Raw genomic sequence first — 25972 nt, 5'->3', positions numbered from 1 at the left:
GGCGGACGGCCGGTCGCGGGGCAGCAGCGTCTGCTGAGGCGGGCGCCGCGGGACTCGTGCGCCGCTGTCAGTGGCTGGTTCTACTGTTCGATCCATGACGGGACAACAGGTCCGCTGGACAGCGGAACAGGTGCTGGCGCTCGCGCCCGACGCGGCGTCACGCAAGGCGGGCGGCAAGCTCGCCACTCCGGGCCCCTGGTCCCGGGCGGCACAGGGCGAGGGGGCGCTGTGGGGGCTGTGCAGGGGCAGCGGCAGCAAGCCGTACCAGACCGTGGTCGATCTGGTCGGCGCCGGCTACAAGTGCAGTTGCCCGAGCCGGAAGTTCCCCTGCAAGCACGCGCTCGCGCTGCTGCTGCTCTGGGCGGAGAAGGACCCGGTGGTCGCGGACGGCGCAGGTCCGGAGAGCGTGCCGGACTGGGCCGAGAAGTGGCTCAGCGGCCGACGTGAGCGTGCCGAGGCCAAGGCGGCCCGGCCGGCGGGGGAGGCGCCTGCCGACCCGGAGGCCGCACGTCGCAGAGCCGAGCGGCGCGCGCAGCGGATCACCGCGGGCGCCGAGGAGTTGGAGCAGCGGCTCGCCGACCTGCTGCGCACCGGCCTCGCCGGCGCCGAGCACCTCGGCTATGCCGAGTGGGACGAGACGGCGGCCCGCATGGTCGACGCCCAGGCGCCCGGACTCGCCACCCGGGTCCGGGAGTTGGCCTCGATACCCGGGTCGGGGCCGGGCTGGCCCGGCAGGCTGCTCGCGGACTGCGCACTGCTGCGCCTGCTGACCCAGGGATATCTGCGCCGGGATCAGCTGCCGCAGGAGCTGGCGGCCACCGTGCGGGCCCAGGTGGGTCTCAGCACCGACGCCGCCACACTGCTGGCCGACGAGAACGCCCGGCTGGCGGGCGACTGGCTGGTGCTCGGTCAGCGCGACAGCCAGGAGGGGCGGTTGACGGTGCGCCGCGTGTGGCTCATGGAGAAGGGTTCGGGGCGGTTCGCCCTGGTGCTCTCCTTCGGTGCGGCCGGGCAGGCGCCGGAGCTGGTGCTGCCGGTGGGCACCGTGTTCGAGGCCTCCCTGGCGTACTACCCGGGCGGCAGCCCGTTGCGGGCGGTGCTCGGCGAGGGGCGCAGCGCTCCGGTTCCGGCGTCGGCACCCGAAGGAGTGGGAGTGGAGGCGGCGTTGACGCGCTACGGCGAGGCCCTGCGCAGTGATCCCTGGATCGAGGCGTGGCCCGCGGTGCTGCACGACGTGGTGCCGCTGCCGCCCCAGGAGGGCGCGGCGGACGGCTGGCGGCTCGCCGACAGCGCGAGCGACGCGGCCGTACCGCTCAGCTTCCCTTCCGAGAGCGCCCGTTGGCAGCTCGCGGCGATATCGGGCGGCACACCGATCACCGTGTTCGGCGAGTGCGGCCACGGCGGGTTCCTCCCGCAGACGGTCTGGTCCGACGGAGAGGCGATCACGCTGTGACGACAGAGAAGCAGACACCGATCGGCGCGGTTCCCGAGGTCGCGTGGGAGGAGTTGGTGACGGCGGCCCTGCTCGGTGAGGAGCGCCGTCCCCCGCCCGGAGGTTCGGCGGCGGCCCTGCTCGACCTCGCGGCGGTATCGACGGTCCGGCAGCGCGCCGGGCTGCGACCGGCGCAGGCCGGACCGCGGCCCGAGCCCGCCCCGCACGATCCGCGGAGCAAGCTGCCACCGGCCGCCGCACGCAGGCTGGGCCAGTTCCTCTCCCGTTCCTCGCGAGGCGGGTACCGGGCGGCGTCCGGCGCCGGTTCGCACGGTGCGACGCGTCAGAGTCCGGATCTGGGCGAGCTGCTGCCGGAGTGGCTGGCGATCGCCAACTCGCGCGGCTTCGGCGCCCCTTCGGCGCTGCTGCCGCAGCTGCTCGACGCCGCCCGGGCACGGACCGACCTGCGCAGCGAGGTGCTGACCTTCGCGGGGCCGCGCGCCCCATGGCTGGCCGGGCTCAACCCGGACTGGAGGTTCGCGCTGCGCGGCGGCGCCCTCCCCCGGGACCCGCGAGCGATGCCGGACGGCCCGGAGCCGACCGATGAGGTCGCCTGCCCGGAGCCCGCGGTGGACGAGCAGAGCGTGCGGCAGCTCTGGGAGGAAGGGCTGTTCGCCGAGCGGGTTTCGCTGCTGACCGCGGTGCGGCGTCGCGATCCGGCGGCCGGGCGCGAGCTGCTCCTGACCACCTGGTCCACCGAGCGGGCCGAGGACCGGCTGATGTTCCTGGACTCCCTGCGGCGCGGGCTGTCCACGGCGGACGAGCCCTTCCTCGACCGGGCGCTCGGCGATCGCAGCAAGAACGTCAGAACCACCGCGGCCGAGCTGCTGGCGACGCTGCCGGAGTCGGCGCTGGCCCGCCGCATGTGGGAGCGCGCGAGCGGCTGCGTGGGCCTCGGACCGGCGGACGGGGCTGCGGCAGAGGGAGCGGTAGACGGGGTGGCAGACGGGTCTTCGGCCCGGTTGGCCGTGGAACCGCCGCGGGAGTGCGACGCGGCGATGGTGCGGGACGGTGTGGTGGCGACGCCCCCCAAGGGCCGCGGCAAGCGCTCCTGGTGGCTGGTGCAGACGGTGGAGTCGGCCCCGCTCTCGCGGTGGACGGCGCACCTGGGCGGCCGGAGCCCGGCGGAGATCCTCGCGCTGCCGGTAGCCGACGGCTGGCGGGACGAGCTCCACGCGGCCTGGGCGTGGGCAGCGGTGCGCCAGCGCGACACGGCGTGGGCCGAGGCGCTGCTCGGCCTTCCGGTGCGTCCCGGCGGCGAGATTCCGGGCGACCCCGCGCGGCTGCTCGCGGTGCTGCCGCAGCAGGACCGCGCGCGGTGGGCCGCCGGTTTCGTCTCCGCGCACGGCCTCGCCGATGCCTTCCGGGTGCTGGGCACCTGCTCGGTGCCGTGGCCCGCGGAGCTGGCCAAGGCCGTGATGGACGCCTTGGAGATCGCCCGCGAGGCCGGCAGCTACCCGTGGAGCTTCAGCGGTGTGCTGGGTCTGGCCGAGCGCTCGCTCGACCCCTCTCTGGCCGAGCAGTTCGTGCCGCTGGCGACCCGCCGGGGCGGCAGCGAGGCCGAGGACGGCGCGCGTCCCGGAGCCGCGGCGTACTGGTCGGACGCCTTCGACCGGCTGGTCCTGACGCTGCGGATACGCGCCACCATGCGGGAGGAGCTGGAGCAGCCCGGGCCGTCACCGGCAGGCTGACGGCCACCGGTGCGGGTGGCGGGACGACTGCCGCCCGCACCGGCCGACGCCTGCCGCCCGGTGCGGGCGCGATGCGGACCCGCCATCGGTCGCTCGCGGGCAGCACGTACGAACCGGCGATCTTTCGGCTGCGAGCCGTCCCGGAGCGCCTGGAGCCGAGTCGAACGAGGCGGGGCGGGGCCGGCAGGGCGTGGACTGCCGGGGATCCGGATCGGGGCAGAAAGCGCGAGGGCCGACGGGCGGCGCGGAAGCCGGGCGGGACCGGATGGGTTGAGCCAGCAGGGGCAGGGCGGGCCCGGAGAATTCAGGCGATCACGGGCCGTACATGGGCGCGTACCCACTCCACGACCTCGCCGGTCGGAGCGCCGGGCGTGAAGATCGCCGCGACTCCGAGCTCCCGGAGCGGGCCGATGTCCTCCTCCGGGATGATGCCGCCACCGAAGACCTTGATGTCCTCGGCCTCCCGTTCGCGGAGCAGCTCCAGCACACCGGCGAAGAGGGTGTTGTGGGCGCCGGAGAGGATGGAGAGCCCGATCGCGTGGGCGTCCTCCTGGATCGCGGTGTCCACGATCTGCTCGGGCGTCTGGTGCAGCCCGGTGTAGACGACCTCCATGCCCGCGTCCCGCAGCGCGCGGGCGATGACCTTCGCTCCCCGGTCGTGCCCGTCCAGACCGGGTTTGGCCACCACCACTCGAATCGGACCCGACACCGTCATCGCCGCCTCTCCTCGCCCGCGTCGCTGGGTCGGACCGGGCCTTCTCGGCTCCGTCCCGACGCACAGCCCGAAGGACAGCTAACCCTCCGCGGTCGCCTACCCGTCAGTTTCGCCACAGCGCCGAACGGGGACATTCAGGATTGGGACGTTCGGCGGACTTCCCGCCCGCGTTCCGGTCGGGACAGTGTCGTTCCAGGTCGTCGAGCTGCACCACCACCGCGCCTCGCGGACCGTGTGACCGAGGGTCCGCAGTCGCCGATCCGGGGACAGGGCCGGGCGGTGGAGCGTGACGGGGGTTGCCGTGCGGGTTCCGATGCCGAGATCGCCCAGCGATCTGCTCAGCGTGCTGGGCACCACCGTGCTGGAGGCGACCGCGCTCGCAGGTCACCTCGTTCTCTATCCGAGCGGCATGGCGGCCGACGCGCCGGTGGAGACGAGGGCGGACCGCTTCCCCGGCCGACGCCCTGTGGTGCTGGTGCACGGCTTCATCGACAACCGCAGCGTCTTCGCCCTGATGCGCCGCTCGCTGCGCCGGCACGACTGGCCGGTTGTGACGGGTTTCAACTACTCCCCGTTCGCGGGTGATGTGCCGGCGACGGCCCGGCAGCTCGCCGATCTGATCGAGGACGTCTGCACGCGGACCGGCCATCACGAGGTCGATCTGGTCTGCCACAGCCTGGGCGGGCTCGTCGCCCGCTACTGCGTGCAGCGGCTGGGCGGCGACTCCCGGGTGCACACCGTGGTGACGCTCGGGACCCCGCATCTGGGCACATCCGCCGCGCCGCTTCTTTCGCTTCACCCGATCGTGCGGCAGATCCGACCGGATTCACGGGTGATGGCCGAGCTGGCTGAGCCGGTCCCGGAGTGCCGCACCCGCTTCATCAGCTTTCACAGCGATCTCGATCCGGTGATGTCGCCCCCGCAGACCGCCCGTCTCGACCGTGCCGATCTGCGGGTGCGGGAGGTGCCGGTACGGGGAATCGGACATCTGGCCATGCCCGCGCACTGGGCCGTGATCGCCCGTGTCCGTGAGGAGTTGGTCACGGCGGACACCGCGCCCGGCGGCGAGGCGGAGGATCTCGACGCGCCCGCGGCCTCGTCCGGCGATGTGCCCGCGAAGCTGCCCGCGGTCCAACGCGCCGCCCGCGGCCGGGCGGCCGGGGGCGCGGCCTGACCTGCGGCACGATCCGCCCGGGGGCCGTGGAGCTCTCTCGCTCCCGCTGCCCGACCTCAACCCGCGCCGGACGACGAACAGTTGTCGAACAGCGCGTCAACTACCGGTCCGTAGTCCGCCGAAAGGCGGCCTTCTGCCCGGGTTCGGTGAGGACAAAACACAGGGAAGATTGTCGTCCCCGCATACCGCCGGGTACAGTCGCCGCACTGCTCCGCCAGCCCGCTTGTCTCCGAGGTGAAAGAGAAGTTGGTGGTGAACGACCCTTCCCCGTCGGGGCCTAATGGCTCACACGACAGCCCTCACGGCACCTCGTTCGCGGGGTACCCGGGCTACACGTCGTACGACGAGACCACCGGCTACGCCGCACCGCCGGAGCAGCACTACGGCACGGACAACGGGTATTTCGAGCCTTCCTACGGCGTCGACCCCCTCTTCGGCACGATGCCGGGCCAGGAACAACAGCCCGCCCCGATGTACGGAAACGGCGCGTACGACAACGGCGCCACCATGTACGACACCGGGACCCACGCCGCGTATTCCCCCTATGACACCGGCGCCCACCCGACGACCGCGTACGGCGACGACACCGGTCTCCACGGCGCGGGAGTCCCCGATGCCGGCGGCGCGTACGGGAGCGGAGCCCATCAGGCCGGCGGGTACGACACGGGCGCCTACGACACCACCGCGTACGACACCGGTGCCTACGACACCGGCACGTACGACGCCGGCGCGCACGCCGGGGGCCTGTACGAGCACACCGGTTACGCGTCCGCCGACAGCGGCGTCCACCCCAACGACCCCATGGGCGCGGCCGGTCACGACACCGGCCAGGCCGGCGCGCAGTGGGGCAGCGGAACGTACTCGCCTCTCGACATTCCCGCCCAGACCGGCCCGGAGTGGGCGGCGGACGCCGACAACGGACACTGGAACCACGGCGGTCAACCGCAGATGTCGGGCGACGCCCAGGGCTGGGCTCCGAACGCGGGCCACGCCTACGACACCGGCGCCTACGACACCGGTGCCTACGACCTCGGCTCCTTCGCTCCGGAGGCGCTTCACGACGCGGGCCATCCGGACGCCACCGTCGGGCAGTTCGACGCCGGTCTCCACGACACCGGCCGGTTCGGCACCGTCGGCCCGTACGGGACCGGGCTCCACGACACCGGCCAGTTCGGGACCGGGCTGTACGACACCGGCCAGTTCGAGGCCGGCCAGTACGACACGGGCCAGTACGACACCGGTCGGTTCGGTGTCGGGCAGTACGAGTCCGGCAGTTGGGACCTCGGCGACTACGGCCCCGGCGCGCCGGTGACCGGCCACCACCCGTCCGACCTCGCCGACTCCGGTTCCGCCGGCTCCACCATCAGCGGCACCGGCGAATGGGACACCGGCGGCTGGCAGGTCTCCGACCTCGCCGCGGCCGGCTCCGCCCGGCAGGCCGAACAGGCGGCGCAGGCCGAGCAGTTGGCGGCCGAGCAGCAGCCGCACCTCGCCGGCGTCCCGCACCTCGGCGACCAGTCGCAGCCGAACGGCCATCCGCAGGGCACCGAGAGGGAGCAACCGGCGGACGCCCCGGACAGCCGCGCGGGATCCGTCGACTCGGACACTCTCGGCGACATCCCGCTCCACGAGCTCCGCGCCCACGACGACGGCGCCCCCTTCGACAGCTCCGAGCCCGGCCGGCACACACCTCGCGACGACAACGCGGGCGACTGGGCGCCGGACATCTCCCCGGACGTCCCCGCGTCCCTCGCCGGTGCTGCCAGCCGGCGCCGGCGCCGGGCGGCGAAGCCCAGGCGCTCCGCACTGCTGACCGTCGCCGTGCCGTCCGTCGCCGTGATGGGTGTCGCCGGTATCGCCGCCGCCTCGGTGGGCAACCTCGGCGACGAGAGCAAGGACAAGGGCGAGCAGGCCGCACCGGACCCGGCATCGGTCAAACCGTCCGACGCCAACAGCAAGTTGGACATCCAGCTCGACGGCGTACGCGCGGATGCGGGCGACTTCGCCGGCCGTGCCAGCCGCACCCAGGAGCGACTCGACCTCAAGGAGCGCCAGGAGGCCGAGCGCAAGCGCAAGGAGGCGGAGGCCGCCCGCAAGGAGGCCGAGCGCCCCAAGTTCGCCCTGCCCGTGACCCAGCCGGGGCTGAGCGCGTACTACGGCCAGGCCGGCGTCAACTGGCTCTCGCTGCACACCGGTATCGACTTCCCCGTCAGCTACGGAACGCCGGTGAAGGCGTCGGCCGACGGGATGATCTCGACCAAGTACGACATCTCGTACGGCAACATGATCATACTGACCACCGCGGACGGTACCGAGCTCTGGTACTGCCACCTCAGCAGCAGCAAGATCCGCAGCGGACCGGTCAAGGCCGGCGACACGATCGGCTACGCGGGCAGCTCCGGCAACTCCACCGGTCCGCACCTGCACTTCGAGGTGCGCCCCGGGGGCGGCTCGGCGATCGACCCGCTCGGCTGGTTCCGCGGCAAGGGCCTGGACCCGACGTAACACGTCCCGCGGGGTGGGCCGACGGCCCGCTGCGCACGCACCCGTCGACACACAGCACACGGTCGGCGCCGCCGTGCAGTGTTTCTGCCGTCAGCAGGCTCCGCGCGTCCACGTACCGCGCCAACACCCGGCAGCGCCCGGACCGGGCACACCTCGCCGCGCCGCCGCGGCCCACCACACCAGTGAGGCGCGGCGGTACGCACCAACACGACGCGCACCTCGACGGATTCGCCGAGGGGTCACAGCGATCAGCCACGGCAGATCCCGCCCCGGGCCCGGGGCGGGACCGATCCACGACCGGCCCCGCTTCTCCCCCAGAACCCTCGGCTAGAGCTTCTCGACCGGGGCGTAGCGCAGCAGCAGTCGCTTGGGCTTCGGGTCACCGAAGTCGACGGTCGCCTCGGCGCTGTCGCCGCTGCCCTTGACCCCGACCACTCGGCCGAGCCCGAAGCTGTCGTGGGTGACGCGGTCGCCGACCGAGAGCGCGACCACCGGCCGGCCTCCCGCTCTGCGCTGGGTGGCGAAGCCGCCGGTGCCGCGTCGCGGTGCGGAGGCCCCGCCGGACATTCCGCCGGGCAGCCCGCCCACCGGCGCCAGCGGTGAACCACCGCCCGCCGCGCGGCCACCGGTGCGCCGCCAGTCCAGGAACTCGGCCGGCACCTCCTCCAGAAAACGCGACGGCGGGTTGTACGAGGGCTGGCCCCAGACGCTGCGCATCGCGGCCCGACTCAGATAGAGCCGCTCGCGGGCGCGGGTGATGCCCACGTAGGCGAGTCGGCGCTCCTCCTCCAGCTCCTTGCTGTCGCCGAGCGCCCGCATGTGGGGAAAGACGCCGTCCTCCATGCCGGTCAGGAAGACGACGGGGAACTCCAGTCCCTTGGCGGTGTGCAGGGTCATCAGGGTGATGACGCCCGTCTCCTCGCCGCCCTCGCCCTCGTCGGGGATCTGGTCGGAGTCGGCGACCAGGGCGACCTGCTCGAGGAAGTCGGCGAGGGTGCCCGGGTCGTCCTCTCCGCGGTCCTGCTCGAACTCCAGGGCCACGGCGGCGAGTTCCTGGAGGTTCTCCACCCGGGTCTCGTCCTGCGGATCGGTGGACGCCTGGAGCTCTGCGAGGTAGCCGGTGCGCTCGAGTATGGCCTCCAGCACCGTCGCCGGGCCGGCTCCGGACTCCACGATCGTGCGCAACTCCTCCAGCAGGGAGTTGAATCGCTTGACCGCGTTGACCGAGCGGGAGGCCATGCCGTACGCCTCGTCGACCCGGCGGAGTGCGGCGGCGAAGCTGATCCGCTCGCGGGAGGCCAGCGCCTCCAGCATCGCCTCGGCCCGGTCGCCGATGCCGCGCTTGGGGACGTTGAGGATGCGGCGCAGCGGGACGGTGTCCTCCGGGTTGGCGAGGACCCGCAGGTAGGCGAGTACGTCCCGGACCTCCCTGCGCTCGTAGAAGCGCACACCGCCGACGACCTTGTAGGGCAGGCCGACCCGGATGAAGATCTCCTCGAAGACGCGGGACTGGGCGTTGGTGCGGTAGAAGACGGCGACGTCGCCGCTCCTCGCGGTGCCCGCGTCGGTGAGCCGGTCGATCTCCTCGGCGACGAACTGCGCCTCGTCGTGCTCGGTGTCGGCGACGTAGCCGGTGATGCGCGCGCCGTCGCCGGCCTGGGTCCAGAGGTTCTTCGGGCGGCGGTTCTCGTTGCGCTCGATGACGGCGTTGGCGGCGGTGAGGATCGTCTGCGTGGAGCGGTAGTTCTGCTCCAGCAGGATGGTGGTGGCGTCCGGGTAGTCCTCCTCGAACTGGAGGATGTTGCGGATGGTGGCGCCGCGGAAGGCGTAGATGCTCTGGTCGGCGTCGCCGACGACGCACAGCTCGGCCCGCTCCGGCGCCTCGGCGCCGCCCGGCTCCACCTCCGCACCCGACCCCGCACCCGCGGGCCCGGCACCCGCGGCGCCCGCCTTCGCGGCACCGACACCGACGAGCTGCCGAATGAGCGTGTACTGCGCGTGGTTGGTGTCCTGGTACTCGTCGACCAGCACGTGCCGGAAGCGCCGGCGGTAGTGGTCGGCGACGTCCGGGAACGCCTGGAGCAGGTGCACCGTGGTCATGATGATGTCGTCGAAGTCCAGCGCGTTCGCCTCGCGCAGCCGCGACTGGTAGAGCGTGTACGCCTCGGCGAGCGTCTTCTCCCAGCCGTCGGACGCCCGACCGGCGAAGTCCTCCTCGTCGATCAGCTCGTTCTTCAGATTGGAGATCTTCGCGGTGAAGGACTTCGGCGGGAAACGCTTGGGGTCCAGATCCAGATCGCGGCAGACCAGCGCCATCAACCGCTTGGCGTCGGCGCCGTCGTAGATCGAGAAGGATGAGGTGAAGCCGAGCTTCTTGCTCTCCCGCCGCAGGATCCGCACACATGCGCTGTGGAAGGTGGAGACCCACATCGACTGCGCGCGCGGGCCGACCAGCTCCTCCACCCGCTCCTTCATCTCACCCGCGGCCTTGTTGGTGAAGGTGATCGCCAGGACCTGGCCGGGGTGGACACCGCGGGCACCGAGCAGATGGGCGATGCGGTGCGTCAGCACTCTGGTCTTCCCCGAACCGGCGCCGGCGACGATCAGCAGCGGGCTGCCGCGGTGCTCGACGGCCGCGCGCTGCTGGTCGTTGAGCCCCTCCAGCAGTGCTGCGGGGTCGGCCGGGAGGCGCGCGGCGTGCTGCTGCGCACCGCGCGCGTCCTCCCTCAGGTGGGGCGCCGCGAAGAACCCGGGCGGAAGCTCCTCGTCCGGCGGCGCGAGGTCGTCCTCGGGTGGCGGCGGGGGCTCCTCCTCGGAGGGTTCGAGGCGGGCCAGGAAGCTGTCGTCGAAGAGGCTGCTCATCGTTGACCGAGTCTAGGCGGCACCTACGACAACGCGAGCCTCTCCTAGACTTGCCCGTATGACGGACTCCTCTTCCGCGCCCGCCCCCCGCCCTCGACGTGACGCGGATCTCCGTGCGTCGCACTCGGACCGGGAGGCCGTCGCGGAGCGCCTGCGCGAAGCCGCCGGCGACGGCCGTATCGATCTGGAGGAGTTGGAGGAGCGGCTGGAGAAGGCGTTCACGGCGAAGACGTACGGCGAGTTGGAGCCGCTCACCGCGGATCTGCCGGCCACCCACCAGCAGCAGAAGAAGGCGGCAGCCGCTCAGCAGCCGCTGGAGCTGAAGACCGGCGCCGGGGACATCGTCCAGGACGGGTACTGGGTCGTGCCGCCGCGGATCAACGCCATCTCCCGACTCGGCGACATCAAGATCGACTTCAGCCAGGCGGAGTGCCATCAGAGCGAGGTCGTGCTGGACGTCAACGCCGGCATCGGGAACGTCACCGTCATCGTCCCGCACGGCTGGTCGGCGCGTACCCACTCGCTCAAGGTGAGCGTCGGATCGGTGCGCAACCGGGCCACCGAGCCGCCCACGCCCGGCTCGCCGACCCTGGAGCTCACCGGCAGGGCCGCGATGGGCGACGTGCGCATCCGCTACCCCAACCGCTGGGAGAACTGGCTCCGCAGCAGCTGATCCCGGCAGGCGCGGCGACGCCGGTGGAGCCGAGACACGGGCGGGTACGGCGACGCCGGTGCAGCCGAGGCACCGGGCCGCAGCCGACGCCTCGGGCGCGGCCCGGGGGAAGATCGGCGGCAAGAGGCGCTGTGTGCGCGACAGTTCACGACATTCGATGGCCAACTCGGGCGAACGGCCGCCGACTCGGAAGTGGTTTCCCGACACATCGGACACCGGTCTTCCCAACAGCCGCGGCCACTCACTACGGTGCTCCTCCAAGCAGCCCGTCACCGCCGGTGAAAGCGCCGGCCCGGACTGCTCCGCCGAGTCCGGCCCAGCCGGAGCCGGGGACCCACCTGAGCACCACCGGGGTGAATCGGGCGCAGGCGCGAGCCGAGCCCGTAGGGCAGCCTTCCGACGCCCGAACCCGACAGCTAACCCGGTAGGCGGTCCACGGAAGGAGTTGCGGATCGTGGCCCCACGACACCGCCCCCGGCACCGCAAACCACGCACCTCGGCACTGTCCCCGGCGGCCCGGCGCGGCTCGATCGGCGCGACGGCGGCAGCGCTCGCGTCCGTCACCCTGCTCTCGCAGCAGGCAGGCGCTGATCCGAACGACGACCGCGAGGGCGACCGGCCCACGCTGGAGCAGACCCGTTCCGAGGTCGACGCGCTCTACCGCGACGCGGGCGCCGCGACCCAGCGCTACAACGCCGCCAAGGAGCGAACCGACAGTCGCCGCAAGCAGGTCGACCGGCTGCTCGACGAGGCGGCCCGACGGGCGGACGACCTCAACAAGGCCCGCCGTGTGCTCGGCAGTTACGCCGCCGCCCAGTACCGGGACGGCGGGATGTCGGACACCGCCACCCTGCTGCTCTCCCGGGACCCGCAGGGCTACTTCAACCAGACGCACGTCATGGAGCGGATGTCGGCCCGGCAGCAGCACGCCGTCACCACGTTCCGGGACAAGCAGCGCAGCGTCGCCAAGCAGCGGGTGGCAGCAGCCGGAAAGCTGGCCGAACTCACCGAGGCACAGCGGGAGTTGGCGGCCGACAAGAGCACCGTGCAGACCAAGCTGACCGAGGCCAGGAAGCTGCTGTCCAAGCTCACCGCGCAGGAGCGCGCACGGTTGGCCGCCGCCGAGCGCGAGCGGCAGGAGGAGGCACGCAAACGCGCCGCCGCGGCCGAACGGCGCGCGGAGGAAGCGCGCAAGCAGCAGGAGCAGGCCGAACGCGAGCGCCGCGAACGCGAGAAGGAGAAGGAACAGCCGGCTCCCGAGAAGCCGTCCGACGGCGGCTCCTACGGCGCGAAGGCGCAGAAGGTGCTCGCCTTCGCCAAGAAGGAGCTCGGCAAGCCGTACGTGTGGGGCGCCACCGGGCCCAACTCCTACGACTGCTCGGGCTTCACCCAGGCCGCGTGGCGGACGGGCGGCCTGGAGCTGCCCCGTACGACGTTCGACCAGGTGAAGGTGGGCACCAAGGTGGCCAAGTCGGACATGCGCCCCGGGGATCTGATCTTCTTCTACGCGGACGTCACCCATGTGGGGATCTACGTGGGCGGCGGCCAGATGATCCACGCCTCCAAGCCGGGCGACGACGTGAAGTACGAGTCCGTCGACTACATGCCCTTCCACAGCGCGATGCGCCCGACCTGACCGTCCGCGACCCGGCCCGCCTCCGCGTTTCGCGGGGCGGGCCGGGTCGGCTGCGGGTTCAGGTCCTGGCCCCGCGCGGCACGTCAGGGCTGCGGGCGCCGGGCGGCAGGTACGGGTGGCGGGTCCGGGCTGCGGGTCAGACCCAGACGGTGGCGAGGAAGATGTTCAGCGTCGTCAGCGCGCCTACGGCGCCCAGCATTCCGGCGGGCACCCGCTCCTCGTCCCGTTTGACGTAGACCAGGCCCAGCACCACCACCAGCACGGCGAGCTTCAGGCCGATCTTGACGTGGTTGACCTCGGCGCCGTCCGCCTCGTTCAGCCCGACCAGGATCATTCCGGTGACCAGCATGGTGAGCGCGCCGTGCAGCATCCCCGGCGTCATCCGGCCCTCGCCGGCGCTCATGGCCTTCATCTGCGCGAAGAAGCCGCCCAGCAGAGCGGCGATACCGATGATGTGCAGCGCGACGACGAGGTTGATGACTGTGCTCATGGGCCGGAGCGTAACGGGGCCGGGTGCGGCCGGATCGGCCGGGTGCGCTTCCGCCTGCGCACCCCGACCCGCCCCCGCGCGCACGGCCGTACGACCCGATCCGACCTGGCCCGACCCGACCCGCAGCCGCAGCCGCAGCCGCAGCCGCAGGACCCGCGTACGCGATCCGCGCACGCTCGGCCCGCGTGCAGCAGCACGCGCGGCGCACAACGCGCGGCACACGCGACGCGCGGCGCACGGCGCGACGGCCGGGCGGCGCCTCAGCCGAGCGGGTTGACCGGGTCGCGCAGCAGCGCCAACGCGGGGGCGTAGAGCCGGGACTTGATCGTGCCCAGGGTGTCGCCGACCTTGCCCACCTGGGCGGCCGCTCGCTCCACGGCGGTGGCCAGCACGTCGTCCGCCCCGACGGCCTCGTCGACGACGCCGTGCGCCGCCGCGTCCGTGCCTCCGTAACGGCGCGCGGTCGCCATCGCCTCGTGTGCGGTCTGCGGCGCGAGGCGGCTCTGCACCAGGGCGGACATCCCCGGAGTGAACGGGATGTTGATGTCGGCCTCCGGCAGGCACCAGAAGCCGCGGTCCGCCCGCATCACCCGGAAGTCGTGCGCCAGCGAGAACATCGCGCCGGCCGCGAAGGTGTGCCCCTGGAGCGCCGCCACGGTGACCAGCGGCAGAGCCAGCATGCGCGCGAACAGGGCGTGCACCGAGACGACGTACTCTTCGTGCTGGTCGGCGTGGGCGAACAGCCACTCCAGATCGAGCCCGTTGGACCAGAACTTACCGGTCGCCGCCGTCACCAGGGCGCGCGGGCCGTCGGCGTGCTCCACCTCGTCCAGGGCCGCGTTCACGGAGGCGATCCACTCCGGGTGGAAGCGGTTCTCGCCGTCGCCGAGATCGAGTACGTACACCGCGTCCTGGCGGTCGAGTACGGGCATGGCTGCTCCTTGGGGGTGGGCGGAGAGGTGGGCGGCGCGGTGCGGCGCACGGGCTCCGCGGTCAGGCCCGCGCGAGTGCGCCCGGCCGCGCGCTTCGCCGGGACGGTTCACGCGGGGCGGGTGCGGCGGTGGACGCCTGCCGCGGGCCGGACGCCCGCGCGGCTCCGCGTCCGTACGGCGGTACGGCGGTTCCGGTGGCGACACGCGCGCGGCGGTCGCTGCCGCGTTGCACCATCACGCACTCCTCCCGGCACCGCTCGGACCTCGGCAAACCTGCCGAACCCGATGCTACTCATTGGTAAGTTAGGGCAGGTGCCTGGGATAGGCAAGGGATCGGGCGGCCTGCGCCGTTCGTTGCCGCACCCCTACACGGTGAACACAGAACCCACCGCGTTCGTACACCCATGCGGGAGCGTCGCGCGGGAAGGCTCCCTTCGGCGGACCGGAGCACAGCAGGCGGAAAGGGACAGGGGACGCGATGGGCCTCACTGATCACACAGGCGGTACCCGCATGGACCCCGGCGAGGGCGGACAACCGGCACCGACCACGTCGCAGCTCGCACTGCTGCCGCTGCGTCTCTTCCTCGGCGTGACGTTCGCCTACGCGGGCATCGACAAACTCACCGATCCCGACTTCCCCGCCTCGATGAGCGACCTGCTCCACTCCATCCCCAACGCGGCGGCGCCCTGGCTGCTCGACCTCGCACTGACCAACCCGGAGGCGTTCGGCTACGCCATCGCCTTCGGTGAACTGGCCGTGGGCATCGGGGCGTTGACCGGGCTGCTGATGCGGCTCGTGGCGTTCGGCGGCCTGCTGATCTCGCTGTCGTTCTGGCTCACCATCAGCTGGGACGTCGGCCCGTACTACTACAGCCAGGACGTGCCGTACCTGATGGCCTGGGTCCCGCTGCTCATCGCGGGCGCGCAGATCTACTCGCTCGACGCGGTCATCTGCAAACGCCGCAGGCGGTCCGGACGCCGACTCTACGGCTAGGAACCGTCGTCACCGCTGGGGACCGTCGTTCGGATCCTGCCGCGGCCCGGCCCTGGGCGTCCGGCGCCCGGAGCCGCGTCCGGACGCCCGGAAACTCGAGGCGCGCCCCAACTGGCTTGCGGGTCAGGGCAGTTCGCTGCTTCGCCCGCGGCGCACACGCAGCACCCGATCGGCCGCCGCGACCAGCCCGGACAGCAGCAGCGCCGCCGGTACGGCCAGGATGAGCAGCGCGTACGACAGGTCCCACTCGTCCAGCGTCCGCATCAGCAGCCCTCCGGCAACGGCCAGCAGCGCAAGGCCCAGCAGGAGCTTCGCGGGGTCGAAACGGTTGCGACTGTTCGTACGGCTCATGACCGCTCCTCCTGCCCGCGGCCGGCGAGAACCGGCCCGCCCCCGAAACCGTCCCCGAACCGGTCCCCGAGCCCGGCGACCGGACCCGCACTCGAAACCCGGGCCGCCTCCGCGCTCGGATCCGAGCCGGGTTCCGCGCTCGGGCCGCCGCTCGGTTCAGCGTCCGGGTCGGTGCCGGTCTCCTCGCCGGTGTCCGTGCCGCCGTCCCCTTCGCTGCCGGGCGTGCGGACCGGAGCGTCCATGTCGCGCTCGACGGTGACGCCGCCCGCGCCCACGTCGACCGTCAACTCGATGGTCCCTGCGGGCTCTTCGCCGTCCAGCGGCCCCATGGTGTAGCTCTCGGTGACGCGGAAACCGCCGCCGCTGACACCGCTGCCGTCCTGCCCGCTGCCGACACCCGGCAGGTCGTACCCGCCGAGGCCCACCCGTACGTCGACCTCCACCAGCGCGTTCGGCGGCACGACCACCCGCGCCTCGCCGGCGGCGACCCTGAGCGAGGTGACGACCGTGTCGTCCTCCTTCATCCGCAGCCCGCCCAGGTCGAGAGTGCCCTGGCCGGTGCCCACCCGATAGTGCTCGCGCACCTCCCCGGCAGCGGCCGGCCTCCAGAGCTGCTCGGAGAAGGTGGTGGTGAGGTCCTTCGGCAGGCTGGCGGCGCCGGCCAGCAACAGGGTGGTCAGTACGACGCTGACGATCGTGCCGCCCCCGATCCTGCCGGTGAACGCCCCGACGACCAGGCCGAGTCCGAAGGTCGCCAGCGCAGCGGTCAGCCCGACCACAAGCGCCGTACCCAGCGGCTGGCTCGACCAGACCGCCGCGCTGCCGCCCACCGCCGAGACGACCGCGGCGAGGAACACCCCGCCGCCCAGCGAGACCGGGCTCCGCCGGCCGCCGTCCTGCGGAGCGACCGGTGCCGCGCCGCCCGTGGGCTGCTGTTCGGTCCACGCGGCGCCGGGCGGCGTCTGCTCGGCGCCCGCCGGGCCCCAGAGGTACCCGTCGGTGTGGGAGGGCTCGCGCCACCAGGACGGGGCCAGCGGGGTGGGCGGCGCCTGCGGCTCGGGCGGCGCCTCGGGCCGTGCGTCCGCGCCGAGTTCGGGCTTCTCGCCGCGCGTCTTCTGCGACCAGTACGCGGCGGCACCCAGGGCCGCCGTCACCATCAGCGCGAAGGTGAGGAGCTTGCCGTTGTCGAGCGAGGCGAGCGCGACACCGCAACCGGCGAGCGCACACAGCACCGCGGCCAGCGCCCCGCCCTCGACCCGGCCGGAGAGCAGCCGCTTGGCCTCGTTCTCGTCCTCACCCTCCAGCGGGACGAGCAGCCAGGCGAAGGCGTAGAAGAGCAGTCCGAGTCCGCCCATCGCCGAGAGGACGGCGACCGGCACCCGGAAGAGCACGGGGTCCATGTCGAAGTGGCGGCCGAGCCCGCCGCAGACACCTGCGAGGACCTTGTGCTGCCGACTGCGCTCCAGGCGTTCCGCGCCGTCCACGCCGCCGGTGCCGAAGACGTCCGCGGCGCCCGTACCGGTACCGCCGCCACCGCCCGTGCCGCCCGTACCACCCGCGCCGCCCGTGCCGGAAGCGCCGTCCGTGCCGCGGCCGCTGCGGGACGCCCACATCCCGCCCTCTCCCCCGGTTCGCGGCCGACCGCCGACGTCGCCGCCGGCGCCGAGGCGCGCACCCGCACCCGTCGGCCCGCCGGTGTGCGCGGAGCCCGCGCCGCTCGCGCCCACCCCCGCGTGCGCGGAAGCGTCGCCGCGCCGGTCCTCGGCGCCGCCGGGAACCGCCGGGCCGTCCGACGGGCCGCCCGCCGAACTCCCGCCGGCGGGCCCGTCGTGGCCCCAGTGCTCCTGTGTCATGCGTCCATACTGTCGACTCGTCCCGCCCGGCGGTATCCGGGGCCACCCCGGAGGCTGCCCTGACATCTTTCGTCAGGGAGGGATTGGGGGGTAACCCGGATGTACCGCGTTCCTCCCGCGTGTGACGATCTAGCAATGACAACAGCTCCTCCCGCGCCGCCGACCCAGGCGCCCGCGGTACGCCCGCTGCGCAAGCTGTACCGCAGCTCCGAGGGAAGGCTCCTCGGCGGCGTGGCCCGCGGCCTGGCCGGCCACCTCGGGCTGCCGGTGGCCTGGGTGCGGGTGGTGTTCATCGTGCTCTTCTTCACCAGCGGTCTGGGCGCCCTGCTGTACGCGGTGTTCTGGTTCGTGGTGCCGCTCGGCGCGGGCGGTGTCGGGGAGGGCCACAAACCGGCACAGGGCAAACCGGACCGGGGCTACCTCTTCGCCGCGGTCGTGCTGATCGTCTCGCTCGTCGCGCTCGGCGAGAACCTCCAGTTCGGCACCGCCAACGCCTACGTCTGGCCGCTGCTACTCATGGGCGTCGGCGTGGCGGTCGTCTGGCGCCAGGTGGACAACGACCGCCGGGCCCACTGGACGGAGATGAGCCGCAGCAAGCGGCTGATCCCGCTCGCCCGCACCGCCGCCGGCGTCGTACTGGTGGGCGCGGGCGTGGCCGGATTCGCCGTGATCCAGGGCTCCGGACGGCAGTTGGGCGCCGTACTCCAGGCGTCGCTGGCCGTGGTCATCGGTATCGCGCTGATCGCCGGCCCGTACCTCGTACGAATGACGCAGGACCTCTCCGAGGAGCGTCTGATGCGCATCAGGGCGCAGGAGCGCGCCGAGGTCGCCGCCCATGTGCACGACTCGGTGCTGCACACCCTCACCCTGATCCAGCGCAACTCCGAGAACGCCCGCGAGGTCAGCCGCCTCGCCCGCGCCCAGGAGCGCGATCTGCGCGCCTGGCTCTACAAGGGCGCGCGCGGCGCGAGCGAGGAGGAGTCGGACGAGAGCCCGCGGACCTTCGCCGAGTCGGTGAAGTCGGTGGTCGCCGAGGTCGAGGACCACCACGGCGTACCGGTGGAGGTGGTGTGCGTCGGCGACTGCCCGATGGACGACCGGCTGACCGCCACCCTCCAGGCCGCGCGCGAGGCGATGGTCAACGCCGCGAAGTACGGCGGCGAGACCGGCCACGTCCAGGTCTTCGCCGAGGTCGAGGGCTCGACGATCTTCGTCTCGGTCCGGGACCGCGGGCCCGGATTCGATCTGGATTCCGTGCCCTCGGACAGAATGGGCGTACGGGAGTCAATCATCGGCCGGATGGAACGCAACAGCGGCACCGCCCGCATCAGGTCCACTCCTGGTGAGGGCACCGAGGTGGTGCTGGAGATGGAGAGGGCGGAATCATGAGCGCGGAGCAGGGCGAAGAGACCACCGGCGGCCGGCGCGCACGGGTCGTGCTCGTCGACGACCACCGGATGTTCCGGGCCGGGGTGCAGGCCGAGATCGGCGAGACCGCGTCCACCGGGGTCGAGGTCGTCGGCGAGGCCGGGGACGTCGACCAGGCGGTGAGCGTCATCTCGGCGACCCGTCCGGACGTCGTGCTGCTGGACGTGCACCTGCCCGGCGGCGGCGGAGTGGAGGTGCTGCGGCGCAGCTCCGCGCTGATGGCCGACCCCGAACAGCCGGTGCGCTTCCTGGCGTTGTCCGTCTCCGACGCCGCCGAGGACGTCATCGGCGTCATCCGCGGCGGCGCACGCGGCTACGTGACCAAGACCATCACCGGCCGCGACCTGGTCGACGCGATCTTCCAGGTCGCCGACGACGACGCCGTCTTCTCCCCCCGCCTGGCCGGCTTCGTGCTGGACGCCTTCGCCTCCACCGACGCCGCCCCGGTCGACGAGGACCTCGACCGCCTCACCCAGCGCGAACGCGAGGTGCTGCGGCTGATCGCACGCGGCTACGCGTACAAGGAGATCGCCAAGCAGCTCTTCATCTCCGTCAAGACGGTCGAGTCGCACGTCTCCGCGGTGCTCCGCAAGCTCCAGCTCTCCAACCGCCACGAACTCACCCGCTGGGCCACCGCCCGCCGGCTCGTCTGAGCAGGAGGGTCGGCCCCGCCCGCGGACAACTGCCCCGACCGCCTCGGCTCGGGGTGGGGTGGGGTGGGGCGCGGACGTCGTGCGGGCGGGCCGGGTGTCGGCGGTACTGCCGCAGGAGCGATCAGCCTGCCCCCGCCGACCCGAACTCCCCTCGGCCCACGGCCGGTTCGGCCCCGCGACGATTCGGCCCCGCGACGATTCGGGGGACGCTCGGTTCATCGCACGCCGTCCCTGCCGACGGTGAGCTGACCGCGCCCCGGCCCGAGGAACCGACTCCCCCGACTCGGCGCAACCACCGTGCACTTCGTGACGTGGCTGCCCACCCGCCTCGCGGGGCGGGCCCGTTCAGTGGCGGCGCCCGGTCGCGAAGTGACCCGAGGTCTCGAGGCCGGACGTCTTCGGACAAGGCCCCACCGCGGTCGTGCAGTTGTCGGTCGGACGCGGAGGGCTCTGCCCGCCCGGAGGCGGTCACCGCCCCGGCACCCGCATCGACCGACAGCCGTTCGCCCGGGCCTCTTCGAGCTTTCGACGTGCAGCGAGAAGGTCGTCTCGTCGCTTTCCCTGCAGGACCCCCGGAAACACGTCGCGGCACCGGCTTCCGCGATCGGGCTGCCGCCCATCGCCCTCGTACACCTCGCAGACGCGGGGCATCACCTCCTGACAGACGCCGCCCCCGTCACTCGCGGAGAACAGACCTGCGCCCGGCACGTACACCCACCGGCGAGCAGCTGGAGCGCCGTCACCGCGGTCAGGAGCACGGGACCTGGACGCGCGCACACGCACCGACCGTCCGCAGCACCGACTCGCTTCCCCACCGGTCGGACACCTCCGTCAACTCCCCGTGCACGCGTACCGGTCGACCACCAGTCCCGGGCGGCTCTCCCGCAGACACCGGAACACCCTGCTCCCCACCCAACGAAACCTTCCTCATGCCTGTTCGCGCCGTCGTCGCACGGTTGGGGACCGACGCCACACGCCCCCTGGGCAGGTCGCAGGTGGCAGGCGCGTCGGGACTGTGGAGCGCGTGCCGCCGACGCCGGCGCGTCGGTTTCCGGATGTGCTCGACGCTGCAGCGACGGGAAGGCCCCGCGCCGTGCGCCCCAAGCGACGACAGTCGCCCCGAAGCGTGATAGATGGCACACTAAACCTGAATGCGTACTTACTACCCATTTGGTTGTGTCTGGAATGAATAATCCCGAACACTCGGCCGGCCGGGACCACTTCGACGAAGACGCATACGAAGACGCTGACGCGTACGAGGAGGAGAACACCGACGGTGCGAACCGAACGGCGCTCCCGGCCCGGACGGACCGGGACGATCCGGCCGTCGAAGCCCCCGACGTACGGCTTGAGGTGCCGACGCTCCACGTCGACGAGATCAATCTCGAGGTCGAGGACCTCACCGCGAAGGTCTCCCTGAGCGCGGAAGTGCTCGACCTCCTCAAGCTCCACGTCGGCGCGGACGTACGCCTGGGCAGGGTCCAGTTGGACATCAAGGGCGTCGAGGCCGAGGCGGAGCTTGAGGTACGGCTGCGGCACGTCGCTGCGATCGTGGGACGCGTACTGACCACGATCGACCGAAACCCGCAGATCCTGGAGCACGTGACGCGCGGGGTCGAGTCCGCCACGGCGGAGCTGGGCAGCAGCGCGGGAACGGCGGTGGCCGAGCTGGGTCACGGCGCCGGCGAGGCGGCGGAGTCGGTCGGCGAAGGGGCCGGTCAGGCGGTCGAGGCCACCGGCGAGGGAGCCGGCGAGATCGCACGTAGCGCCGGAAAGGCGGTGCACACCACCGCCGACAGCGCGAGCCGCGCGGTCGAGGACACGGCCGAGGGAGCCGTGGAGAGCGCAGGCCACGCGGTCCACGCCGCCGAGGACGAGCTGGACACCGCCCCCGCAGTACTGGCCGACGAACCGGACGACGACGAACCGAACGACGAATCGGCCGAACCGGACGACGACGGGGCCGCCGACGAACCGGACGACGACGGGGCCGCAGCGGGCGACGCCGAGCCCGCTGCTCGCCGCGGCGAATCCGGGCGCCCGGCCCGCTCCACGCCGCGTGCCCGTCGCGACCCGGGCATCAACAGGCCCCGCGCGGTCGGCAAGGAGGCCGACGCGGTCCCCCGGAAACACCCCCGCCGGTCCGCTCGCGACGCCGGTACGCGCGAGGCCGACCGTAGCCCGACGAACAGTGTGCGGAAGCCGGCACATACACGCTCACCTCGCGCCGCACGCGGTCGCCCGCAGTGACCCCGTCGGCCGCGACGCCTCCACGAGGCCACGCGAACCACCGGTGACGCGAGCCGCCACCGACCTCGCCCTGAAACTCCGCCCGGCAGGCGGGCGGGACCGCTCGGGGACAAGGAAAGGGGCTCCGATGCAGACCGAGCAGTACAGGACGTCGCAGGTACAGCAGAACTCCGGCCCGGGCGGCCGGAACGTGAGCGGACGAACGAGGATCGCCGACGTCGTCGTGGAGTCCATCGCCGGCATCGCCGCCCGGGAGGCGGACGGCGTGTACTCCATGGGCGGCGGGGTGTCACGAGCGATGGGAGCGATGCGCGACCGCTTGCAGTCCGGCGAGGACAGCACACGCGGGGTGGACGCCGAGGTCGGCGAGACGCAGGCCGCCATCGACATCGCGCTCGTCGTCGAGTACGGCGCGATCATCACCGACACGGCGCACCAGATCAGGTCGAACGTCTGGAGGACCGTCAAGGAGATGACGGGTCTCGAGGTCGTCGAGATCAATATCGATGTGCGGGACGTACATGTCCCCGAGCCCTCGGAAGAGTCCGGGGACGCGCAGGGCGCGGAGGGTTCAGGTGGCTCCCGGCGCGACCGCCGCTCCGCGAGCGTGTCGGGCGACCGTTCGCACGTGCGATGAAGAGAGCGCGCGGCACGGCTCGATGCTGCCCGGGAGGCGCGGTGCGCCGAAGGAGCCGGCGCCGCTCTCCGCAGCCCTGATGGCTCTCCGGAGGTGGGACACCCATGGATGACACGACGAAGATTGGCCTTGCCACCGCGGTCGCGGGCGGCTACCTGCTCGGGCGTACGAAGAAGGGCCGCCTCGCGCTGAGCCTGGCGATGATGCTGGCCGGACGCGGGGCGAACGCCCAGCCCCGCCGGCTCGCCGCCCAGGTCACCGAGTGGCTGGGCGAGGTGCCGCAGGTCGCGCAGTTGCGGGAACAGCTGCGCGAGGAGGGCGCAGACGCCGCGCGCAACGTGGTGACCTCCCTCACCGAACGCGGAGCCGGCTCGCTGGCCGACGCGATCAGCAGCCGCACAGGCGACCCCGTCGGGCAGCCGAGCGGTGCGGTCGCGAACGACGAGGACGAGGACGAAGACGAAGACGAGGACGACGAGAACGAGCCGGACGACGGACGCGAGGACGCGGACGAGGAGGACGAAGCGGAGGAGACCGCGGAGGGAGCGGACGGAGAACACGTCGAGCCGCAGGACGAAGAGGACGGGCCAAACCGCTCGGGCGGACGCCGTACCGCCGCTCCGCGTGCCGAACGTGCCAAGCCGGCCCAGAAGACCTCTCCCGCCAGCAAGGCTGCTCCCGCGCGCAGGAGCAGGAGCACGGAGAAGACCGCCAAGTCGCCGCCGGCCGGGAAGGCGGCAGCCAAGAAGGCCGACTCGGCCAACAGCAGCCGCCGGAGGTAGCACCATGGGACAGCAGGCGTCGGACACTCAGCCTTCCGCGGTCGACCGGCTGCGCGGTGCGGTGGCCGGCTACGCGGCAGCAAGAATCGGCAGCGCCGCCGAAGGTCTCGGCAGACGCGTCTCCCGCACCACCCGGCGGCTGGGAGACCGCTTCGGGCCCGGTGACTCGGATACGGGGGGTCCGGAGCCGGGCGGTGCGGACTCGGCCCCCGGCGGCGCGGACTCCGGCTCCGGCTCCGGTGGCGAATCGGCTCTGACTCCGGGCGACCCCAAGGTGACGACCGTGATCGAGACCCTGGATGTGGGCGTACCGCTCAGAACGGCCTACGACCACTGGACTCGCTACGAGGAGTTCGGGACGTTCACCAAGGGCGTGCAGTCCGTCTCAAGGGACGACGACACTGTGAGCCAGTGGAACGCCAAGATCGCGGCGTCCTCGCGCAGCTTCGAGGCCACCGTTCAGGAGCAGATACCCGACGACCGGATCGTGTGGACGTCCCAGGGCCCGAAGGGCTCCACTCAGGGAGCGGTCAGCTTCCACGAGTTGGCGCCCACGCTGACCAGGGTGGTGCTCGTCGTGGAGTACCGCCCGTCCGGATTCTTCGAGAAGACCGGCAATCTGTGGCGCGCCCAGGGACGCCGCATCCGCCTGGACTTCAAGCACTTCCAGCGGTACGTGACCCTCGCCGACGAGCAGCCGGAGGGCTGGCGCGGTGAGATACGCGACGGCGAGGTGGTCCGCACCGACGAGGAGGTGAGGGCGGACGAGGAGGAGGACGCCGAAGAGCCGGATTCGGAAGGGGACGACGAGGAGTTCGACGAACAGGACGAGGACGACGGCGAGTTCGACGACGAGGCGGAGGACGACGAGCGCTGAGGGCGGCGGGCGCCACAGCGCCCCCGCCCCCGCCCCCGCCACCTCGCAACGCCGGTTCCACGCCCGACGGTTGGGTTCACCGGCGTCGGCGTCCGGGCGAGTCCTTCAGCGGCGCAGGGTCGCCCGGGTCACTCCCACTCGATGGTCCCCGGCGGCTTGCTGGTGATGTCGACGGCCACGCGGTTGACGTCCGCCACCTCGTTGGTGATGCGGGTGGAGATCTTCGCCAGCACGTCGTACGGGAGCCGGGACCAGTCGGCCGTCATGGCGTCCTCGGAGGAGACCGGACGCAGCACGATCGGGTGACCGTAGGTGCGGCCGTCGCCCTGGACGCCGACCGAGCGGACGTCGGCGAGCAGCACGACCGGGCACTGCCAGATGTCGCGGTCCAGGCCGGCCGCGGTCAGCTCCTCGCGCGCGATGGCGTCCGCCTCGCGCAGCAGGTCCAGCCGCTCCCTGGTGACCTCGCCGATGATCCGGATGCCGAGCCCCGGGCCGGGGAACGGCTGGCGCTGGACGATCTCCTCCGGGAGCCCCAGCTCCTGGCCGACCATCCGCACCTCGTCCTTGAACAGCTGACGCAGCGGCTCGACCAGTTCGAACTCCAGGTCCTCCGGGAGCCCGCCCACGTTGTGGTGGGACTTGATGTTGGCGGTGCCGGTGCCGCCGCCGGACTCGACGACGTCCGGGTAGAGCGTGCCCTGCACGAGGAACGCCACCTCGGCGCCCTCTTCGCCGGCCTCCGCGACCAGCTCGGCCTGCGCCTGCTCGAAGACCCGGATGAACTCGCGTCCGATGATCTTCCGCTTCTGCTCCGGGTCGCTGACCCCGGCCAGCGCGGCCAGGAAGCGCTCCTCGGCGTCGACGACCTTCAGCTGCACGCCGGTCGCGGCGACGAAGTCCTTCTCCACCTGCTCCGTCTCGCCCTTGCGCATCAGCCCGTGGTCGACGTACACGCAGGTCAGCTGGGAGCCGACGGCCTTCTGCACCAGAGCGGCGGCCACCGCGGAGTCCACTCCGCCGGACAGTCCGCAGATCGCGCGCTTGTCGCCCACCCGGGCCCGGATCGCGGCGACCTGCTCCTCGACGATGGAACCGGTCGTCCAGCTGGGCTCGATGCCCGCGCCGCGGTAGAGGAAGTGCTCCAGCACCTGCTGGCCGTGGGTGGAGTGCAGCACCTCGGGGTGGTACTGGACGCCGTACAGCTTCTTCTCGTCGTTCTCGAAGGCGGCGACGGGTACGACGTCGGTGGAGGCCGTCACCGCGAAGCCCTCGGGCGCGGCCGAGCAGGCGTCGCCGTGCGACATCCACACCTGCTGCTCGGTCGGCGTGCCCTCGAAGAGCGTCGAACCGGCCCGGCCGACGTGCAGTTCGGTACGGCCGTACTCGCGGGCGCCGCTGTTGTCCACGGTGCCGCCGAGGAGCTGGGCCATCAGCTGGAAGCCGTAGCACATGCCGAAGACGGGCACCCCGGCCTCGAAGAGCGCGCGGTCGAGCGTGGGCGCCTGCTCCGCGTACACCGAGGAGGGCCCGCCGGAGAGGATGATCGCCTTCGGCTTCTTCGCCAGCATCTCGGCGACCGGCATCGTCGAGGGGACGATCTCGCTGAAGACCCGGGCCTCACGGACGCGGCGGGCGATGAGCTGGGCGTACTGCGCCCCGAAGTCGACGACGAGGACCGTGTCGGGAGCGGAGGACGCGGCGGCGTTCGGTGCCACGGTGGAAGCCACTGAGCTGCCTTTCGGCGGTGGATCGGGAGGGCGCGCACCCGGCTGCGGCGCCGGGACGATGCGGTCGAGTCTACCGCCGTCGACTCTGCCGGTTCGCCCGACCGGGGCACACCGCCCGCCCCCGCCGAAGCACGCACCCGCCTCCGGTTCGCCGGTCGCACCGGGGCCGGACCGCGGTCGTGGCCGGGCCCGGCGGTCGTCGGCCGACGGCCGACGGCCGGAGACGCACCGGCCCGCGGCCGCACGA

20 protein-coding genes and 1 riboswitch are annotated in these 25972 nt (G+C 72.5%); of the genes, 13 read left to right on the top strand and 7 right to left on the bottom strand.

The annotated features are described in order from the left end of the window. The first annotated feature begins 94 nt into the window (after positions 1 to 94). Together MTQ01_RS05770 and MTQ01_RS05765 are read left to right on the top strand one after the other, a co-directional pair. The gene (locus MTQ01_RS05770) at positions 95 to 1453 is read left to right on the top strand and encodes an SWIM zinc finger family protein (RefSeq protein ID WP_247487157.1); all 1359 of its coding nucleotides are present in this window, start codon (positions 95 to 97) and stop codon (positions 1451 to 1453) included. Then, on the top strand, positions 1450 to 3183 hold the full coding sequence (locus tag MTQ01_RS05765) for a DUF5691 domain-containing protein (protein ID WP_247487156.1): 1734 nt from the start codon (positions 1450 to 1452) through the stop codon (positions 3181 to 3183). The genes MTQ01_RS05770 and MTQ01_RS05765 overlap by 4 nt, the downstream gene beginning before the upstream one ends. A 304-nt stretch (positions 3184 to 3487) precedes the next feature. Here the strand turns inward: MTQ01_RS05765 and MTQ01_RS05760 are convergent, their stop codons facing one another. Then, positions 3488 to 3898 (bottom strand): cobalamin B12-binding domain-containing protein, encoded by a 411-nt coding sequence (locus MTQ01_RS05760; RefSeq protein ID WP_247487155.1) that lies wholly within the window; start codon positions 3896 to 3898, stop codon positions 3488 to 3490. A 313-nt stretch (positions 3899 to 4211) separates the two neighbouring features. Between MTQ01_RS05760 and MTQ01_RS05755 the strand changes: the two genes are divergently transcribed. Together MTQ01_RS05755 and MTQ01_RS05750 are read left to right on the top strand one after the other, a co-directional pair. After that, complete coding sequence (locus tag MTQ01_RS05755) at positions 4212 to 5072, top strand: triacylglycerol lipase (RefSeq protein WP_247487154.1); 861 nt, start codon at positions 4212 to 4214, stop codon at positions 5070 to 5072. A 252-nt stretch (positions 5073 to 5324) separates the two neighbouring features. Next, positions 5325 to 7577 carry a M23 family metallopeptidase gene (locus MTQ01_RS05750; protein WP_247487153.1) on the top strand — a complete coding sequence of 751 codons (2253 nt, stop codon included), beginning with the start codon at positions 5325 to 5327 and terminating at the stop codon, positions 7575 to 7577. 327 nt (positions 7578 to 7904) lie between these two features. On the opposite strand, the gene pcrA is transcribed toward MTQ01_RS05750, so the two are convergent. Next, a complete protein-coding gene (gene pcrA, locus MTQ01_RS05745) occupies positions 7905 to 10439 on the bottom strand; it encodes a DNA helicase PcrA (protein ID WP_247487152.1) in 2535 nt (844 codons plus the stop codon). A 58-nt stretch (positions 10440 to 10497) separates the two neighbouring features. Between pcrA and MTQ01_RS05740 the strand changes: the two genes are divergently transcribed. Together MTQ01_RS05740 and MTQ01_RS05735 are read left to right on the top strand one after the other, a co-directional pair. After that, a complete protein-coding gene (locus MTQ01_RS05740; protein ID WP_247487151.1) occupies positions 10498 to 11112 on the top strand; it encodes a DUF1707 domain-containing protein in 615 nt (204 codons plus the stop codon). Between the two features lie 293 nt (positions 11113 to 11405). After that, a riboswitch (cyclic di-AMP (ydaO/yuaA leader) is annotated at positions 11406 to 11559 on the top strand. A 7-nt stretch (positions 11560 to 11566) separates the two neighbouring features. Next, complete coding sequence (locus tag MTQ01_RS05735) at positions 11567 to 12748, top strand: C40 family peptidase (protein ID WP_247487150.1); 1182 nt, start codon at positions 11567 to 11569, stop codon at positions 12746 to 12748. 136 nt (positions 12749 to 12884) lie between these two features. Here the strand turns inward: MTQ01_RS05735 and MTQ01_RS05730 are convergent, their stop codons facing one another. Both MTQ01_RS05730 and MTQ01_RS05725 read right to left on the bottom strand, forming a co-directional pair. Next, a complete protein-coding gene (locus tag MTQ01_RS05730) occupies positions 12885 to 13238 on the bottom strand; it encodes a hypothetical protein (protein ID WP_247487149.1) in 354 nt (117 codons plus the stop codon). Between the two features lie 260 nt (positions 13239 to 13498). Further along, positions 13499 to 14170, bottom strand: a complete 672-nt coding sequence (locus MTQ01_RS05725) for an enoyl-CoA hydratase-related protein (protein WP_247487148.1) — start codon at positions 14168 to 14170, stop codon at positions 13499 to 13501. Positions 14171 to 14648: 478 nt separating this feature from the next. Between MTQ01_RS05725 and MTQ01_RS05720 the strand changes: the two genes are divergently transcribed. Further along, positions 14649 to 15164, top strand: a complete 516-nt coding sequence (locus MTQ01_RS05720) for a DoxX family protein (RefSeq protein WP_374207610.1) — start codon at positions 14649 to 14651, stop codon at positions 15162 to 15164. Between the two features lie 123 nt (positions 15165 to 15287). Here the strand turns inward: MTQ01_RS05720 and MTQ01_RS05715 are convergent, their stop codons facing one another. After that, complete coding sequence (locus tag MTQ01_RS05715; RefSeq protein WP_247487147.1) at positions 15288 to 15515, bottom strand: hypothetical protein; 228 nt, start codon at positions 15513 to 15515, stop codon at positions 15288 to 15290. Next, complete coding sequence (locus MTQ01_RS05710) at positions 15512 to 17368, bottom strand: PspC domain-containing protein (RefSeq protein WP_247487146.1); 1857 nt, start codon at positions 17366 to 17368, stop codon at positions 15512 to 15514. Before MTQ01_RS05710 ends, MTQ01_RS05715 begins: the two co-directional genes overlap by 4 nt. A gap of 135 nt (positions 17369 to 17503) precedes the next feature. Here MTQ01_RS05710 and MTQ01_RS05705 point away from each other — a divergent pair, with 135 nt between their 5' ends. The 6 genes from MTQ01_RS05705 (at position 17504) to MTQ01_RS05680 (ending at position 23995) form a co-directional block, all read left to right on the top strand. After that, a complete protein-coding gene (locus MTQ01_RS05705; protein WP_247487145.1) occupies positions 17504 to 18757 on the top strand; it encodes a PspC domain-containing protein in 1254 nt (417 codons plus the stop codon). Further along, positions 18754 to 19449 carry a response regulator transcription factor gene (locus MTQ01_RS05700; RefSeq protein WP_247487144.1) on the top strand — a complete coding sequence of 232 codons (696 nt, stop codon included), beginning with the start codon at positions 18754 to 18756 and terminating at the stop codon, positions 19447 to 19449. Before MTQ01_RS05705 ends, MTQ01_RS05700 begins: the two co-directional genes overlap by 4 nt. A gap of 1185 nt (positions 19450 to 20634) precedes the next feature. Continuing rightward, positions 20635 to 21699, top strand: a complete 1065-nt coding sequence (locus MTQ01_RS05695; protein WP_247487143.1) for a hypothetical protein — start codon at positions 20635 to 20637, stop codon at positions 21697 to 21699. Positions 21700 to 21826: 127 nt separating this feature from the next. Beyond that, on the top strand, positions 21827 to 22336 hold the full coding sequence (locus MTQ01_RS05690) for an Asp23/Gls24 family envelope stress response protein (RefSeq protein ID WP_282613144.1): 510 nt from the start codon (positions 21827 to 21829) through the stop codon (positions 22334 to 22336). A 104-nt stretch (positions 22337 to 22440) separates the two neighbouring features. Further along, positions 22441 to 23118 (top strand): histone protein, encoded by a 678-nt coding sequence (locus MTQ01_RS05685; protein WP_247487141.1) that lies wholly within the window; start codon positions 22441 to 22443, stop codon positions 23116 to 23118. Positions 23119 to 23122: 4 nt separating this feature from the next. Beyond that, positions 23123 to 23995 (top strand): SRPBCC family protein, encoded by an 873-nt coding sequence (locus MTQ01_RS05680; RefSeq protein WP_247487140.1) that lies wholly within the window; start codon positions 23123 to 23125, stop codon positions 23993 to 23995. A gap of 128 nt (positions 23996 to 24123) precedes the next feature. Here the strand turns inward: MTQ01_RS05680 and guaA are convergent, their stop codons facing one another. Next, complete coding sequence (guaA, locus tag MTQ01_RS05675) at positions 24124 to 25725, bottom strand: glutamine-hydrolyzing GMP synthase (RefSeq protein WP_247487139.1); 1602 nt, start codon at positions 25723 to 25725, stop codon at positions 24124 to 24126. Between the last annotated feature and the right edge of the window lie 247 nt (positions 25726 to 25972).

Source organism: Streptomyces sp. XM4193, assembly GCF_023072595.1.
Lineage (GTDB): Bacteria > Actinomycetota > Actinomycetes > Streptomycetales > Streptomycetaceae > Streptomyces.
This window is presented reverse-complemented; position numbering and strand designations above follow the sequence as displayed.

Coding starts and splice junctions, on each gene's coding strand:
- MTQ01_RS05705 (WP_247487145.1), top strand. CDS start 17,504: ATGACAACAGCTCCTCCCGCGCCGCCGACCCAGGCGCCCGCGGTACGC.
- MTQ01_RS05710 (WP_247487146.1), bottom strand. CDS start 17,368: ATGACACAGGAGCACTGGGGCCACGACGGGCCCGCCGGCGGGAGTTCG.
- MTQ01_RS05715 (WP_247487147.1), bottom strand. CDS start 15,515: ATGAGCCGTACGAACAGTCGCAACCGTTTCGACCCCGCGAAGCTCCTG.
- MTQ01_RS05685 (WP_247487141.1), top strand. CDS start 22,441: ATGGATGACACGACGAAGATTGGCCTTGCCACCGCGGTCGCGGGCGGC.
- MTQ01_RS05740 (WP_247487151.1), top strand. CDS start 10,498: ATGACGGACTCCTCTTCCGCGCCCGCCCCCCGCCCTCGACGTGACGCG.
- MTQ01_RS05700 (WP_247487144.1), top strand. CDS start 18,754: ATGAGCGCGGAGCAGGGCGAAGAGACCACCGGCGGCCGGCGCGCACGG.
- MTQ01_RS05695 (WP_247487143.1), top strand. CDS start 20,635: ATGAATAATCCCGAACACTCGGCCGGCCGGGACCACTTCGACGAAGAC.
- MTQ01_RS05730 (WP_247487149.1), bottom strand. CDS start 13,238: ATGAGCACAGTCATCAACCTCGTCGTCGCGCTGCACATCATCGGTATC.
- MTQ01_RS05770 (WP_247487157.1), top strand. CDS start 95: ATGACGGGACAACAGGTCCGCTGGACAGCGGAACAGGTGCTGGCGCTC.
- MTQ01_RS05680 (WP_247487140.1), top strand. CDS start 23,123: ATGGGACAGCAGGCGTCGGACACTCAGCCTTCCGCGGTCGACCGGCTG.
- MTQ01_RS05755 (WP_247487154.1), top strand. CDS start 4,212: ATGCCGAGATCGCCCAGCGATCTGCTCAGCGTGCTGGGCACCACCGTG.
- MTQ01_RS05725 (WP_247487148.1), bottom strand. CDS start 14,170: ATGCCCGTACTCGACCGCCAGGACGCGGTGTACGTACTCGATCTCGGC.
- MTQ01_RS05720 (WP_374207610.1), top strand. CDS start 14,649: ATGGGCCTCACTGATCACACAGGCGGTACCCGCATGGACCCCGGCGAG.
- MTQ01_RS05690 (WP_282613144.1), top strand. CDS start 21,827: ATGCAGACCGAGCAGTACAGGACGTCGCAGGTACAGCAGAACTCCGGC.
- MTQ01_RS05760 (WP_247487155.1), bottom strand. CDS start 3,898: ATGACGGTGTCGGGTCCGATTCGAGTGGTGGTGGCCAAACCCGGTCTG.
- pcrA (WP_247487152.1), bottom strand. CDS start 10,439: ATGAGCAGCCTCTTCGACGACAGCTTCCTGGCCCGCCTCGAACCCTCC.